This window comes from Bradyrhizobium sp. 197 (genome assembly GCF_023073375.1).
Classification (GTDB): Bacteria; Pseudomonadota; Alphaproteobacteria; order Rhizobiales; family Xanthobacteraceae; genus Bradyrhizobium.
Genome location: NZ_JADPJJ010000055.1, coordinates 266754 through 281375 on the forward strand (window position 1 = coordinate 266754; position 14622 = coordinate 281375).

Annotated in this window: 17 protein-coding genes; 12 read left to right on the forward strand and 5 right to left on the reverse strand. The window is 62.9% G+C overall.

All coding sequences use genetic code 11. From position 1 onward, the window contains the following. Position 1: 1 nt before the first annotated feature. From IVB27_RS12680 to IVB27_RS12690, 3 genes are read left to right on the forward strand one after another with little or no spacing between them, the layout of a single operon-like run. Positions 2 to 739: an ABC transporter permease gene (locus IVB27_RS12680; protein WP_018460294.1), complete on the forward strand. Its 738-nt coding sequence runs from the start codon at positions 2 to 4 to the stop codon at positions 737 to 739. Continuing rightward, entirely contained in the window at positions 729 to 1439 is a 711-nt protein-coding gene (locus IVB27_RS12685; RefSeq protein WP_247443907.1) for an ABC transporter ATP-binding protein, read from the forward strand. Before IVB27_RS12680 ends, IVB27_RS12685 begins: the two co-directional genes overlap by 11 nt. Before the next feature lie 47 nt (positions 1440 to 1486). Beyond that, on the forward strand, positions 1487 to 1840 hold the full coding sequence (locus IVB27_RS12690; RefSeq protein WP_247349577.1) for a hypothetical protein: 354 nt from the start codon (positions 1487 to 1489) through the stop codon (positions 1838 to 1840). A 174-nt stretch (positions 1841 to 2014) separates the two neighbouring features. Here IVB27_RS12690 and IVB27_RS12695 read toward each other — a convergent pair whose 3' ends face one another. From IVB27_RS12695 to lanM, 4 genes are all read right to left on the reverse strand, one after another. Continuing rightward, positions 2015 to 2224 (reverse strand): hypothetical protein, encoded by a 210-nt coding sequence (locus IVB27_RS12695; RefSeq protein WP_247349578.1) that lies wholly within the window; start codon positions 2222 to 2224, stop codon positions 2015 to 2017. Between the two features lie 105 nt (positions 2225 to 2329). Then, the gene (locus IVB27_RS12700) at positions 2330 to 3235 is read right to left on the reverse strand and encodes a DUF6662 family protein (RefSeq protein WP_247443908.1); all 906 of its coding nucleotides are present in this window, start codon (positions 3233 to 3235) and stop codon (positions 2330 to 2332) included. A gap of 24 nt (positions 3236 to 3259) precedes the next feature. Continuing rightward, positions 3260 to 3340 carry a pyrroloquinoline quinone precursor peptide PqqA gene (pqqA, locus tag IVB27_RS12705; RefSeq protein WP_018460299.1) on the reverse strand — a complete coding sequence of 27 codons (81 nt, stop codon included), beginning with the start codon at positions 3338 to 3340 and terminating at the stop codon, positions 3260 to 3262. 171 nt (positions 3341 to 3511) lie between these two features. Beyond that, the gene (gene lanM, locus IVB27_RS12710; RefSeq protein ID WP_247443909.1) at positions 3512 to 3904 is read right to left on the reverse strand and encodes a lanmodulin LanM; all 393 of its coding nucleotides are present in this window, start codon (positions 3902 to 3904) and stop codon (positions 3512 to 3514) included. Between the two features lie 343 nt (positions 3905 to 4247). Between lanM and IVB27_RS12715 the strand changes: the two genes are divergently transcribed. The 4 genes from IVB27_RS12715 to IVB27_RS12730 all read left to right on the forward strand — a co-directional run bounded on the left by IVB27_RS12715 (position 4248) and on the right by IVB27_RS12730 (position 7833). Then, positions 4248 to 5912 carry a methanol/ethanol family PQQ-dependent dehydrogenase gene (locus IVB27_RS12715; RefSeq protein ID WP_247443910.1) on the forward strand — a complete coding sequence of 555 codons (1665 nt, stop codon included), beginning with the start codon at positions 4248 to 4250 and terminating at the stop codon, positions 5910 to 5912. A gap of 10 nt (positions 5913 to 5922) precedes the next feature. Then, a complete protein-coding gene (locus tag IVB27_RS12720; RefSeq protein ID WP_247443911.1) occupies positions 5923 to 6279 on the forward strand; it encodes a c-type cytochrome in 357 nt (118 codons plus the stop codon). Then, entirely contained in the window at positions 6276 to 7205 is a 930-nt protein-coding gene (locus IVB27_RS12725) for a substrate-binding periplasmic protein (RefSeq protein ID WP_247443912.1), read from the forward strand. The genes IVB27_RS12720 and IVB27_RS12725 overlap by 4 nt, the downstream gene beginning before the upstream one ends. 187 nt (positions 7206 to 7392) lie before the next feature. Beyond that, positions 7393 to 7833, forward strand: a complete 441-nt coding sequence (locus IVB27_RS12730; RefSeq protein WP_247349588.1) for a hypothetical protein — start codon at positions 7393 to 7395, stop codon at positions 7831 to 7833. Between the two features lie 60 nt (positions 7834 to 7893). Here the strand turns inward: IVB27_RS12730 and IVB27_RS12735 are convergent, their stop codons facing one another. Next, positions 7894 to 8862 (reverse strand): helix-turn-helix domain-containing protein, encoded by a 969-nt coding sequence (locus IVB27_RS12735; protein WP_247349589.1) that lies wholly within the window; start codon positions 8860 to 8862, stop codon positions 7894 to 7896. 513 nt (positions 8863 to 9375) lie between these two features. Here IVB27_RS12735 and xoxF5 point away from each other — a divergent pair. From xoxF5 to IVB27_RS12760, 5 genes are all read left to right on the forward strand, one after another. Next, the gene (gene xoxF5 / locus IVB27_RS12740) at positions 9376 to 11181 is read left to right on the forward strand and encodes a lanthanide-dependent methanol dehydrogenase XoxF5 (protein ID WP_247349590.1); all 1806 of its coding nucleotides are present in this window, start codon (positions 9376 to 9378) and stop codon (positions 11179 to 11181) included. Between the two features lie 109 nt (positions 11182 to 11290). Then, positions 11291 to 11782 carry a c-type cytochrome, methanol metabolism-related gene (locus IVB27_RS12745; RefSeq protein WP_247444031.1) on the forward strand — a complete coding sequence of 164 codons (492 nt, stop codon included), beginning with the start codon at positions 11291 to 11293 and terminating at the stop codon, positions 11780 to 11782. Positions 11783 to 11843: 61 nt separating this feature from the next. Beyond that, positions 11844 to 12953 (forward strand): S-(hydroxymethyl)glutathione dehydrogenase/class III alcohol dehydrogenase, encoded by a 1110-nt coding sequence (locus IVB27_RS12750; protein ID WP_106946409.1) that lies wholly within the window; start codon positions 11844 to 11846, stop codon positions 12951 to 12953. Positions 12954 to 12987: 34 nt separating this feature from the next. After that, positions 12988 to 13551 carry an S-(hydroxymethyl)glutathione synthase gene (gene gfa / locus IVB27_RS12755; protein WP_247443913.1) on the forward strand — a complete coding sequence of 188 codons (564 nt, stop codon included), beginning with the start codon at positions 12988 to 12990 and terminating at the stop codon, positions 13549 to 13551. A gap of 618 nt (positions 13552 to 14169) precedes the next feature. Continuing rightward, positions 14170 to 14622: a (2Fe-2S)-binding protein gene (locus tag IVB27_RS12760; protein ID WP_247443914.1), complete on the forward strand. Its 453-nt coding sequence runs from the start codon at positions 14170 to 14172 to the stop codon at positions 14620 to 14622.

The following is a 14622-nucleotide window of genomic DNA, read 5'->3' on the forward strand; positions in this document are numbered from 1 at the left end:
GGTGCTGCGTCTTCTGTCGTTTGCCCTGTTGCTCGCGATCTGGTGGATCGCCGCGCTGTTCGTCGGCGCCGCGAAGCTGCCCTCCCCGCCCGCCGTGCTCGACGTCGTTGTCGCGGAAGCTTCGAGCGGCGCGCTGTTCCTGCATCTCGGCGCCACGCTCGCTCGCGTAAGCCTCGCCTTTGTGCTGGCGATGTCACTCGGCAGCGCCATCGGCTATCTGATGGGACGGGTGAAGCTTGCCGACCGGCTCGGCGATCCCTGGCTGATCCTGCTCCTGAACCTGCCCGCGCTGGTCGTGATCGTGCTGGCCTATATCTGGGCCGGGCTCACTGAAGCCGCAGCGATCGCGGCGATCGCCATCAACAAGTTGCCGACCGCCATCGTCACCCTGCGCGAGGGTGCGCGCGCGCTCGACCGCTCGCTCGACGAGATGGCGAGCGTGTTCGCGATGCCGCGCTGGCGCGCGTTCCGCCACGTCGTGCTGCCGCAACTGGCGCCCTATATCGCAGCCTCAGCCCGCTCCGGATTGTCGCTGGTCTGGAAGATCGTGCTGGTCGCCGAACTGTTGGGGCGGCCAAACGGCGTCGGCTTCGAGATCGGCGTCGCCTTCCAGCTGTTCGACACGCCGCGGCTGCTGGCCTATTCGCTGACCTTCGCCGCCGTCGTGCTCGTGATCGAGACCGCGCTGGTGCAACCGTTCGAAGCCCGCGCAACCCGGTGGCGACCCCGTGCGGCTTGAGGTCGATATCACAGGCAAGACGTTCAGGAGTGCCGCGGGCGGAACGCAGGGGGTGCTCGCGCCGGTCAGCTTCGCGCTTCAATCCGGCGAGGTCGGCGTGCTGATCGGTCCGTCCGGCTGCGGCAAGAGCACGATGCTGCGCATCATCCTCGGGCTCGACCGCGATTTCGGGGGGCACGTCTCGCGTCCGCCGGAAGCGCGGATCGGGATGGTGTTTCAGGAGCCGCGGCTGTTGCCGTGGCGCTCTGTCGAGCAGAATGTGCGGCTTGCGGCCCCCGATGTCACCGATGCGAAGCTCGCCGAGCTGTTCAGGATCCTGGAGCTGGATGCGCATCGCAGCCATTTTCCCGGCGAGCTGTCGCTCGGCCTCGCCCGGCGCGTCGCGCTCGCCCGCGCCTTTGCCGTCGAGCCCGATCTGCTCGTGCTCGACGAGCCGCTCGCCTCGCTCGACGACGCACTCGCCGGCCGGTTGCGCGACGAGATCGCCACGCTGGTGGCGCGCCGTCCGGTGATGACGTTGCTCGTCACCCACAGCCTGGATGACGCGATCCGCCTCGGCGATCGCCTGTTCTTGCTGTCGCCGCGGCCGGCGCGCATTGTGCGGGAGGTGCCGATTGCCATCCCACGTGCGCAGCGCAGCGAGGCCGAGCTCGGCAGGATCAGGGCCGAGCTCGCGGCGCTGCAGCTTGAATCGAAATGAGAACTCATGGTCAACTGGACCAACGAAATCTTCGCGGGAGGTTCACCATGCGGCGTCAATTGATTGCGATCGGCATCCTGTTGGTTGCGATGCCGGGCGCGGCGCTCGCGCAGGCCAAGGGCAAGGGCATCCGACTCTGGAATCTGACGACGGAGACGATCTCCGGCTTCCAGCTCTCGCCGGCCGGCAAGACCGAGTGGGGACCGAACCAGTGCTTGAACGACAAGGACAAGGAGGTCGACCACGACGAGCGGCTGCGCATCACCGGTATCGAGCCCGGCCGCTACGACGCCAAGGTCAGCTATCCCAGTGCACGGCAGTGCATCGTCCGCGACATCGAGATCAAGCCGGATGCGGTGTTCTCGATCGCCGACAAGGATCTGAAGGACTGCAACAAGTAACGTGGCTGCGTTACTGGCGTTTTCCCCTCATCGTGAGGAGCGCGAAGCGCGTCTCGAACCATGCAGGGCCGCCTGTCCGCCTGTCCCTTGTGGCCATCCTTCGAGACGCTTGCTTCGCAAGCTCCTCAGGATGAGGACCTAAGCCAATCTCGACCAGTAAGGCAGCGCAACGCTTCACGCCTTGTCGTGCGGGTGCGGATATTCGCAGCGCCATCGCACCGCCTGCCACTTCGGATGGTCGCCGATCCATTGCGCGATATAGGGCGGCGCGGCCATCGCGCACTGCGTCGGCGAGCCGGCGTAGTTGAATACCAGATGCTGCTCCTCGCAGGTCGCAGGCGAGAGCAACGCACATACAGTCACTACCAGGTCGATCGGGTTCATGCCGGGATCCTCGCAGAGGCGATCAAGATTAGCACAAAAGGTTACGTTCCGAGGAGCGGGAAGTTTCAATCCGGCCGTGAGAGAGGCCGCGGGGAACTCGCCTTCCTAGAAGTTAACCCCAAACACCAGCCTCGCCTGGTGGCGCTCGAAATTGACGAGGTCGAGATTGGCACCTGATCCGGCCGGACGGCCCCAGGCCTGCATGCTCCAGCTCACGGTCAGGCGCGAGCGCTCGGAAAGCTGGAAACAGGCGGTCGGACCGACGAACAGGGCTTGGCCGGCAAGCTCGCCGAGGCCGATGCCTTCGTACTGCCGGAAGTAGCGCATCTCGCCGCCGAGCAGCACATTGGGCCGCACACGCACCATGCCGGCGAAGGCCGCGCCGATGGTCGAGCTCTTTTCGGACAGTCCCGCCACCTCGAAGCGCGCCCATTCCGGCTGATAGATCAAATTGAGCGCGCCGATGGCGAAGTTCGGGATCAGTTCGCGATCGAAGGCGAGTGTGAAATCGGTGCCGTACATCCGGCCTTTTGCGCCAGAGGTCTCATCGATGCGGTCACCATGAAGCTCGGCGGCAACCGTTAAGCCGAACGGCGCGTGCTCGCGGTCGAGCAGGCGATAACGCAGGTCGAGCGAGGCGCCCTGAAAATTGAACTGGCGGCGATCATCGATATCGGGGACGCCGGTGATGTCGTGCAAGCTAGCGATGCCGCCGACCTCGATGCGGAAGTTCGGCAGCGGCACGATCTCGATCTCGACTTCCTGCGAGAGGGCGCGATAGGTCCCTCCGCCTTTGCCGAATCGCCCCGTCGTTTCGGTCTGGAATTCGCGCTCGCCGGGATTGCCGACATCGGTGCCGATCAAAAAGCCGAAGATGTGCTCGGTATCGAAGCCCTCTTCGGCGCTGACGCACGCCGGTACGAGCGCGACTGTGCAGGCGGCTATGGTCCAGAATATATGGGCTCTCGCGCGCATTCCTGACACTACCACGGCTTCGACGGCGTTTGCCATCGAAGCCGCGACAGGTCGTCAGTCTTACTTGCGCAAAGCGCAGGCGTACATGTTGATTTCCATGCCGACCGGCACTTCCACAATCTTCGGAGCTTTCCAGGCCATTCGGGGGTCTCCCAAGGGATGAGCGCGACATCGCGCGGGGCAAAACCTAGGGCTGCGTCAGCGACAGCGCAAGTCCGGAATCAGACGACGAATACCGCGAACTGCCGCATCGCGCTCGCGAATTTCCCTCTCGGGCAAAACGCCTTCGCTCCCAGGCAAGCGCGGCTTCTCTCAGCGCAACAATCGCAGCAACGCGCGGCCGGCGCGCGAGTTCAGCTCCTTCGCATCCAGCGTTCCATCCTTGTCGGGATTTGCCGCGTTGAAACGCTGCTCCACCACCGAGAGATATTCGTCGAGCGTGAGGGTCCCGTCACGATCGGGATCGGCGGCGGCGAGTTCTTTCGCCGTTAACCGTCCGCGCAATTCGCGGGCGTCGAGCGTGCCGTCGTGATCGGGATCGAGCTTGGCGAACAATGCGGCCGCCGCCTTCTTCACCTCGGCAAGATCGAGCGTACCGTCATTGTCGGTATCGAGCATTTTTACGGCGCCGCCGGATGCCGACCAGGCCGGACTGGACAGCAGTGCAATCGTGAGCGCAAGCGCAACAGAGCGACGCGATATCATCAAAATCTCCCTGACCGAGAGCTCCGATTGGGAGCCGGATCGTAATGACATAAGTCCACAAGCGAGCTTCCGTTCAAGCCCCGAATTGCAACATGCGCACTGCACACCCGCAGAACCCGACGGCCCGGGCGCGGCGGCCCCGCATGGGCTCTGCTTCGTGCCGCGGAATTTCTTCAGCGCCTGCGCACAAGTTGAGAGTCGTTTGTAAGGTTTCCGTCAGGTGACCGGCGTCTGGCATCCAACATATCGGCAGCGCGCCTTCGACTTTCGTATTGACGCGTTTTGCATTCGGGCGGAGTGTTGCTGTCGCAGCGTCAACAGGCGCGCATATTGGGAGGAACGGATGAAACGCTTTGCGATGGCCGCGAGCCTCGTCATGCTTGCATCGACTTGTGCAAATGCACAAACCAGCGAGCAGCTGGTCAAGGGCGCGACCGATACATCGAACGTTCTCAACTACGGGATGGGCTACAATCTCCAGCGCTTCTCGACGCTGAACCAGATCAACAAGGACAGCGTCAAGAACCTTGTCCCGGTCTGGAACTACTCCTTCAACGACGATCGCAGCGAGGAATCGCAGCCGCTGGTGTATCAGGGCGTGATCTACGTGACCTCCCATAACGCGACCATGGCGGTCGACGCCAAGACCGGCAAGCAGATCTGGAAGAGCAAGATCGAGTATCCGGCCGAGACGCCGCGCATCGTCTGCTGCGGCATCATCAATCGCGGCGCCGCGCTCTACGACGGCAAGGTATTCCGCACCACGCTCGACGCCAACGTGATCGCGCTCGACGCCAAGGACGGCAAGGAATTGTGGCGGCAGAAGGCGGCCGACATCAAGGAAGGCTATTCGATGACGGTGGCGCCGCTGGTTGCCGACGGCGTCGTGATCACCGGCATCTCCGGCGCCGAGTTCGGCACCCGCGGCTTCATCGACGGCTGGGATCCGGCGACGGGCAAGCACCTGTGGCGTACCCATTCGATCCCCTCCCCCGACGAGCCCGGCGGCGACACCTGGAAGGGCGATACCTGGAAGCTCGGCGGTGGCTCGACCTGGATCACAGGCTCCTACGATCCCGAGCTGAACACGGTCTATTGGGGCATCGGCAATCCCGGACCGTTCAATTCGGCGGTGCGCCCCGGCGATAACCTCTACACCTGCTCCGTGCTGGCGATGGACCCCAAGACCGGCAAGATCAAGTGGCACTACCAGTTCTCGCCGAACAATCCGTTCGACTATGACAGCGTGGCCGAGATGGTCCTCGCCGACATCAACGTCGAGGGCAAGCCGACCAAAGTGTTGATGGACGCCAACCGCAACGGCTTCTTCTACGTGCTCGACCGCACCAACGGAAAGCTGCTCGCGGCCAATCCTTACGTGAAGGTCAACTGGGCGACCGGAATCGACATGAAGACCGGCAAGCCGATGGAGACCGACGTCACGACAGGTGCTCGGGAAGGCAAGAAGGTGACAGTCTATCCGTCGATCCTCGGCGGCAAGAACTGGGAACCGATGTCGTTCAATCCGCAGACCGGATTGGCCTACGCCAACACGCTCGCCTTCGGTGGCCGGTACAAGACCGAACCCGTCACCTTCAAGCAGGGTGAATGGTATCTCGGCATGGACCTCACCGATCTCTGGGAGTGGGGTGACGGCCCGCGCGGTCATCTGAAGGCGATCGATCCGATGACCGGCAAGGCGAAGTGGGAGGCGCCGAGCGACATCCCGCGCTTCTCGGGCGTGCTGTCGACCGCGGGCGGCGTCGTGTTCTCGGGCGCGCTGACCGGCGAGTTCGAGGCCTTCGACGCCGACACCGGCAAGAAGCTCTGGCAGTTCCAGACCGGCTCCGGCATCGAGGGACAACCGGTGACATGGCAGCAGGACGGCGTGCAGTATGTCGCCGTCACCAGCGGCTATGGCGGTGTCTACTCGCTGTTCTCCGGCGACGAGCGGCTTGCCAAGGTGCCGCCCGGCGGCTCGCTGTGGGTCTTTGCGGTCAAGCAGTAACCACGGCGCGATGCTGAAAGACGGATCTCACAAGACGGCGGCGATCCTCGCCGCCGTCGCGGTGCTCACGGTCGCGCTTGCGGCGACCATTCGTGCCGCGGATGACGCAACCGGCAATCCCGTGCAGGCACAGATCGACCACGGCGAGTCGACCTATGCCGAAAAATGCTCGCACTGCCACGGCCCCAACATGATGAACCCCGGCACCATCACGCCGGATCTGCGCGCCTTCCCCGACGACAAGACGCGCTTCGTCACCACGGTGAAGAACGGCAAGAACAACAAGATGCCGCCCTGGGCCGACATCCTCAACGACGACGAGATCGGGGCTCTCTGGGCCTTCATCTCGAGCCGGAGGAAGCCATGAAAACCTGGCTCGTCGCGTGGAGCGTTGCCGCGATGCTCGCGGCGACGGCCACGGCTGCGCATGCAGCCGACGATCCACTCAAGATCTGTCTCGACGAGGACCGGCCGCCGCTCTCGGTGCATCACAAGGGCAAGCCGGACTCCGGCTTCGACGTGCGGCTGGCGCAGGCGCTCGCCGACCGGCTCGGACGGCCTCTGACGATCCAGTGGTTCGAGAGCAAGCTGGATGAGGATTCGAGCCCGCAGCTCGAGGCCAATGCGCTGCTGTCCGACGGGCGCTGCTCGCTGGTCGGCGGCTACGCGCTGACGACGGATTCGCTCGTCAAGCCCGGCATGAAGACGGCACGCTTGCCGGATTTTGCCGGCGCCACCCGTGACGACCGGCGCCGCCGCGTCGCGCTCGGCGTGCTCGCACCGAGCCAGCCCTATGTTTACTCGCCGATGACGGTTGTGCTCGGGCCGAAGGCGCAGGGCCGCAAGATCGGCGATATCGGCGACCTCTCAGGCCTTCGCCTCGTCATCGAGAGTGGCTCGCTGGGCGATGCCGTCCTGATGACATTCGACAAGGGGCGCCTGATCGACAACATCACCCATCTCGTCCCCGGTCGCGACGATCTCCTCGGCGCGCTCGCTCGTGGCGACTACGACGCGACGCTGATCGACCTCGGCCGTTTCGATGCCCATCGCGCCGCGCATCCCGACACGGCGATCACGGCATCCGGCTATTACTATCCGATCGGCGCCAACCGCGGCTATGTCGGGCTCGCCGGCGATCCCGCACTGATCGACGCCGTCAACACGGCGCTGAGCGGGCTTGCTGCCGAGGGCAAGATCGCCGAATTCGGCAGGCAGGCAGGGCTGACCTATCTGCCGCCGCGAGAGCCTGCGATCCTCGGCGACGTCTGGATGAAGATCATTCAGCGGTGAGATGGCCTGACATGCGACCACACTGGATCGCCCGCCTTCGCGGGCGGCCTGGAGCCGGCCTGAACCTCGAGGCGAGGTGCCTTCGCCGACATCCGACCAAAGCCTAGTGTCGGAAACGCATCTTCGCGCTATGATTGTGTCACGCTGGCGGAAGATCTCCCCGGCGCCGACGAGAAAGGCCGATCCCATGACACCGGATGGCGTCACACCGGATGGCGTCGCCATAGCCGTCATGATCATTCTGCTCTTTCCGATGGGCTATTTCACGCTGGCTTCGCCCGCCTTCCTGCTGGTGAAGCTGGATATCCAACCCGTCGCCCAGCTTTTGCGCGGAATGTTCAATGCCCATTTTCTGGTGATGCGCGTTGCCGGAATCATCGGAACGGTCGCTTTCCTGCTCGACGGTCGTTTGCTCGCTGCGATGGGCGTTGGCTTGGTTACAGCCCTGGCGATCTACGGACGTCGCGGCTTCATGCGGCGGATCGACGACCAGCTCAGCGCGCGAGACGCCGGCGATACCGAAGCCCCACGCCGATTACGCCGGTTACATTGGAGCGGGATGCTGGGCAACGCGGTGCTGCTCGCCGCTCTCGTGGCCGGTATTCCCTACGTCGCCCTATCGGCGTGAGAGACATCGCGGACGTGTGACGGTCATTTGCTGTCGGCGACCGCCGAGCTTGGCGTTCGCCTAATGCTCGTCCGCGGCAACGGCGCCCTGTTGCGCCTTGTGGATCGAGGACGGCACTACGCCGAAATATTTCCGGAACACGCGGCTGAAATGCGATGAGCTGGAGAAGCCCCAGGAGAACGCGACATCGGTGATGGTCTTGCCGGCATGGGTCTCGAGTTCCTGGCGGCAATTCTGAAGACGCGCCTGCCAGATGTAGTCGCTCACCGTGGTGCCGCGCTCGGAGAACAACATGTGCAGATAGCGTTTGGAGCAGCCGAGCTCGGCGGAGATCTGGTCGATGCACAGATCCGGATCGCGCAAATGCTCGCGAATGAAGAACTGCGCGCGCACATACGTCGCTTCGGGCCCGACGCGATCGAGCATCGTGTCCGCCTCGCGCAGCGGCAGCAGCAAAAGGTCGATCAGTGAATCGGCGACGCCGACCGCACTGTTCGCCGACAGCTTGGCCGCCTCGTCGAAGGTCGCATGGACGAAATCATGGGCGATCCGCCCCGTCCCCGTGCGTGACGTCAATTTGCAGGCGGGCATTCGCTGCGACGGGAATCCGCGGTCGCGCAGCAGCGCCTTCGGCACGATCACCACGTCGTGGCGCGTGAAAGCGGGGCTGATGATCGAATGCGGGCAGGAGACGTCATAGGCGATGATGTCGCCCGGGTTCAGCTCGATGTGGCGGCCATCCTGCTCGAAATAGGACACACCGTAAGTCTGGAAGTGGATCTTGATGTACGGGTGCTCATTGGCCTTGGCGCGCGCCAGCGTGTGCGCGATGCGGTGCTGGCTGACCTCGATCTGGCAGAGCTTCAAGCGCGAGACGGAGGTGTAGTCGATGCGGCCTTCGAGCGAGGACGCCTCCAGCGGATCCACGTCGAAATGCCCACACAGGCTCGTCAGCCCATCGATCCAGCTCTGGATCTGCCGCTTCGGCGTCATTCCCGTCGTCGAGAGCGTGTGTATTGTGTCGGACATTAATCCAGCCACTGGTTTGATCCGGAGATTCGATACGAATCGCAACCAGCGCTGCCGGAGCCCTCAGCCATGATTGCGTGACGTTTACCTCGATTTGAGCGATCTTCTAGAACGAGCGCCATCGTTCCATTGTCACCCTTGAAAGTTAATCCTCCGCCTTAGTCGCAGCGCCGTCAAGGGGAACCTGAGCGTTGAAGACGGCCCCAAAGCAATGCGGAAGCTGCTGAATTCGCTACTGCAAAATCAAAATCTTCGTGTCCGTGCGCTGTCAAGCAAACCAGCTTCTCTCTTGGGCAAGTTTCCCGATTACGAAGTCGTTACGAATTGCGGCAGGAACAACAAGAACGGGCCGCTCTGCACGTGGACCCGTGACTCTCATCAGGAGGAGGTAACACCACCGCATCGTTTCTGGTCCCAATCGTGACCGCCCTGCACGAGCAGACGCCGGACGAAAAAGCCCGGTGATTAAGCAATGCTTCGGAAACAATAAACGAGACCAATGGAGGAATGACTATGCGCAAGGTACTACTGGCGGCCTATCTTGGCTCCGCGGCGGCTCTCGCCGTCGGCAGCGCGTCGGCCAACGATGAAGTGCTCAAGATGTCGCAGAACCCGAAAGACTGGGTGATGCCGACGGGCGACTACGCCAATACCCGCTATTCCAAACTGAACCAGATCAACGCACAAAACGTAGGCAAGCTCCAGGTCGCTTGGACCTTCTCGACCGGCGTGCTGCGCGGCCACGAAGGCGGCCCGTTGATCATCGGCAACATGATGTACGTCCACACGCCGTTCCCGAACAAGGTCTACGCTATTGACCTTTCCAACGAGAACAAGATCGTCTGGAAGTACGAGCCGAAGCAGGACCCGAATGTCATCCCGGTGATGTGCTGCGATACGGTCAACCGCGGCTTGGCCTTTGGCGACGGCAAGATCTTCCTGCATCAGGCCGACACCACGCTCGTCGCACTCGACGCCAAGAGCGGTCAGGTGGCATGGACCGCGAAGAATGGCGACGCCAGCAAGGGCGAGACCGGCACTTCGGCTCCAATGGTCGTCAAGGACAAGGTGCTGATCGGTATCTCTGGCGGCGAGTTCGGCGTTCAGGCCCACATGTCCGCCTACGACATCAAGACCGGCAAGCTGGCATGGCGTGGATACTCGGAAGGACCGGATGATCAGCTTCTGGTCGACCCCGAGAAGACCACAGCACTCGGCAAGCCGATCGGCAAGGACTCCAGCCTCAAGACCTGGCAAGGTGATCAGTGGAAGATCGGTGGCGGCGCGACCTGGGGCTGGATCTCCTACGATCCCGCGCTGAACCTCGTCTATTACGGCTCCGGCAATCCCTCGACCTGGAATCCGAAGCAGCGTCCCGGCGACAACAAATGGTCGATGACGATCTGGGCGCGCAACCCGGATACGGGCGTTGCCAAGTGGGTCTATCAGATGACGCCCCACGACGAGTGGGACTATGACGGCGTCAACGAGATGATCCTCTCGGACCAGACGATCAACGGAGCGCCGCGCAAGCTGCTGACGCACTTCGATCGTAACGGCCTCGGCTACACGCTCGATCGTGTCAACGGTGAGCTTCTGGTCGCCGAAAAGTACGATCCGAAGGTCAACTGGACCTCCGGCGTCGACATGGACAAGAACTCGCCGACCTATGGCCGTCCGAAGGTGCTCGACACAGCTTCGACCGACAAGGCGGGCGAGGACCACAACGTGAAGGGCATCTGCCCGGCCGCGCTCGGCACCAAGGACGAGCAGCCGGCAGCCTACTCGCCGGACACGCAGCTGTTCTACGTTCCGACCAACCACGTCTGCATGGACTACGAACCGTTCAAGGTGAGCTACACCGCGGGCCAGCCCTATGTGGGTGCGACGCTCTCGATGTATCCGCCGCAGGGTGAAACCCATATGGGTAACTTCATCGCCTGGGACGGCAAGACCGGCAAGATCGTCTGGTCGAACAAGGAGCAGTTCTCGGTCTGGTCGGGTGCACTCGCAACCGCGGGCAACGTGGTGTTCTACGGAACGCTCGAAGGCTACCTGAAGGCAGTCGATGCCAAGACCGGCAAGGAGCTCTACAAGTTCAAGACTCCCTCCGGTATCATCGGCAACGTCACCACCTACGAGAACGGCGGCAAACAGTATATCGCAGTCCTCTCCGGCGTGGGTGGCTGGGCCGGTATCGGTCTGGCGGCGGGTCTGACCGATCCGACCGCAGGTCTCGGCGCAGTAGGTGGCTACGCGGCGCTCAGCAGCTACACGGCACTCGGCGGTACGCTGACCGTGTTCTCGCTGCCCAACTAGGCCTCTCAGCATCGCTCCGGCGCGTGGATCTACTCCACGCGCCGGCTCGTCTCACAGAATGCCTTCCGAGGAAAATCTCTTGCGTAAAATCTGCTCTGCCATCGCTGCGATGTTTTTGATTGCGTCCGGGGGAATTGCCGTCGCGGACGGCTCAGGTGATCCGACCGCCGTCAAGCAGAACGAAACCGGCGAATGGTCCGACAAGGAAGGCAACCCAACCTACAGGATCACGGAGGGCTCTGTGGACTGGTACACCTATTCCGGGTACCGCCGCTATCACTCGGACTGCCACGTGTGTCACGGCCCGGATGGAATGGGCTCGACCTACGCCCCGGCGCTGAAGGATTCGCTGAAGACGATGAGCTACGCGGATTTTCTCGGCGTCGTCGCCTCCGGCCGCAAGAACATCTCGACTGCCCAGGAGAACGTGATGCCGGCCTTCGGCGATAACCCGAACGTCGCCTGCTACATGGACGATCTCTACGTCTATCTGCGCGCCCGCTCCAACGAGGCCTGGGGCCGCACCCGACCTGGCAAGCACGAGGACAAGAACGACGCCTATACCAAGAACGAAGATTCGTGCATGGGCAACAAGAAGTGAACGTGCGGAGCCCGACCAGGACCTGGTTCCTGGCGCCCTGCTAGAATTTGAGGAGTTTACGATGAAGACACGCGCCGCCGTCGCTTTCGAAGCCAAGAAGCCGCTCGAGATCGTGGAGGTCGATCTGGAAGGACCGAAGGTCGGCGAAGTCCTGGTCGAGATCAAGGCGACGGGCATCTGCCACACCGACGCCTACACGCTCGACGGCTTCGACAGCGAAGGAATCTTCCCGTCGATCCTGGGCCATGAGGGCGCCGGCATCATTCGCGAGATCGGTCCTGGCGTGACCTCGGTGAAGCCGGGCGACCACGTCATCCCGCTCTACACGCCGGAATGCCGGCAGTGCAAAAGCTGCCTCAGCCAGAAGACCAATCTCTGCACCGCAATCCGCGCGACTCAGGGCAAGGGCGTGATGCCGGACGGCACCAGCCGCTTCTCCTACAAGGGCAAGCCGATCTACCACTACATGGGCTGCTCCACCTTCTCGAACTTCACCGTGCTGCCGGAGATCGCGGTCGCCAAGATCCGCGAGGACGCGCCGTTCGACAAGAGCTGCTACATCGGCTGCGGCGTCACCACCGGCGTCGGCGCCGTCGTCAATACCGCCAAGGTCGAGCCGGGCTCCAACGTCGTGGTGTTCGGCCTCGGCGGCATCGGCCTCAACGTGATCCAGGGCGCCAAGATGGCCGGCGCCGACAAGATCATCGGCGTCGACATCAACGACTCCAAGGAAGAATGGGGCCGGCGGTTCGGCATGACCGATTTCGTCAATCCCAAGAAGATCACCGGCGACATCGTCCCGCATCTCGTGACCCTGACCGACGGCGGCGCCGACTATACCTTCGACTGCACCGGCAACACCACGGTGATGCGCCAGGCGCTGGAAGCCTGCCATCGCGGCTGGGGCACCTCGATCATCATCGGCGTTGCCGAATCCGGCAAGGAGATCGCCACTCGCCCGTTCCAGCTCGTCACCGGGCGCAACTGGCGGGGCACCGCCTTCGGCGGCGCGCGCGGCCGCACCGACGTGCCGAAGATCGTCGACTGGTACATGAACGGAAAGATCCAGATCGACCCGATGATCACCCACACGCTCAAGCTCGAAGACATCAATAAAGGCTTCGAGCTGATGCATGAGGGCAAATCCATCCGTTCAGTCGTCGTGTTCTAGTTCGAAAAGCGTCACCCCCAAGGAGGATCGACCCATGACTGTTGCACTCCATCCCTCGATCGATAACGGCCTCAAACAGGGCAGCGGCAGCTTTGCCGGCGGCACGCTCGTATGCAAATGCAAGGACCATCAGGTCAAGGTCGCCGTCAAGGGCGACGTCGCGCACAACCACGCCTGTGGCTGCACCAAGTGCTGGAAGCCGCAGGGCGCGAATTTCTCCGTCGTCGCCGTGGTGCCGCGCCAGAACGTCAGCGTGATCGAGAACGGCGACAAGCTCCAGATCGTCGACCCCTCTGCGGTGATCCAGCGCCATGCCTGCAAGGCCTGCGGCACCCACATGTACGGCCGCATCGAGAACAAGGGCCACCCGTTCTACGGCCTCGACTTCATTCACCCCGAACTGTTCCAGGAACAGGGTTCGCAGGCGCCGCAATTCGCCGCCTTCGTCTCCTCGGTGATCGAATCGGGCGTGAAGCCGGAGGAAATGCCCGGTATTCGTTCGCGGCTGAAGGAAATCGGCCTCGAGCCCTATGACTGCCTGTCGCCGGCTCTGATGGACGCGATCGCGACCCACGTGGCGAAGGCCAAAGCCGCCTGAGCCAAGCCGCCTGACGTTTGCCCGTCCGCTCGCTGGTTCTCGCCAGCGAGCGGACGGGTCCGGCCCCGGGACCAATCACGGCGATGCCCCGCTTCTCCACTCTGCGTATACGAGGGCCATCAGGTCCCTCAGTCCTGGTCTCTGAATGACTGCGCAGGGCCGCCGGCTTCCTGCTTGAAGTCCGCAGCGCTTGCGTTTCTCCCTCCCTCGACTGAGGCATCCTGCTTCGTCCGCACAGTTCTTCTGGCGGACGAAGCTTTTTTCATTGTGCCCGTTTCGGGAGGCGCGCTGCGTGATGCAGCGCCCTGCTTTTGACAAACCTTCGTTGCAATCTTTTCCCGTCGATACAGCTGACTAGAGAACACTTGGCTGTGAACGCCGGACCGAGGCGATCTCTGCTACGATTGCGTCGTCACGATGCCGCGCGAAATTCAATAATCAAGAACAAGACGGAGGTATCGAGCACATCCGGACATGACACTCGCATTCCTGCTTCCTGCCGGGATCTGCCCGCGCCGGATGACGGCCGGAACGCGACGACACGACGCAGCAGGCATTGCGCCGACCGACGTCGAGACAATTTGAAATCGGCAAGCTTATGAAGAGCGAGGGACGATCATGATCAAGGTGAAGATCAACGGCCAGGAACAGAGCTGGGACGGCGACCCGGATCTTCCGCTACTCTGGTTCCTGCGCGACGAGGCCGGGCTGACCGGCACCAAGTTCGGCTGTGGCCAGGCCCTTTGCGGCGCCTGCACCGTCATCGTCGACAAGGAAGCCGTGCGCTCCTGCATCACGTCGATCAACGACGTCGCCGGCCGCGAGGTCACGACGATCGAGGGACTGCATCCGAACGGCGATCACGCGGTGCAGAAGGCCTGGCGCCAGGTCAACGTACCCCAATGCGGCTTCTGCCAGGCGGGCCAGATCATGCAGGCGGCGGCGCTACTGATGGACAACCCAAAGCCGTCGCACGATCAGATCCGCGAAGCGATGGCCGGCAACATCTGTCGCTGCGGCTGCTACCAGCGCATTGAGAACGCGGTCCATCTCGCATCGACGGGAGTGTGA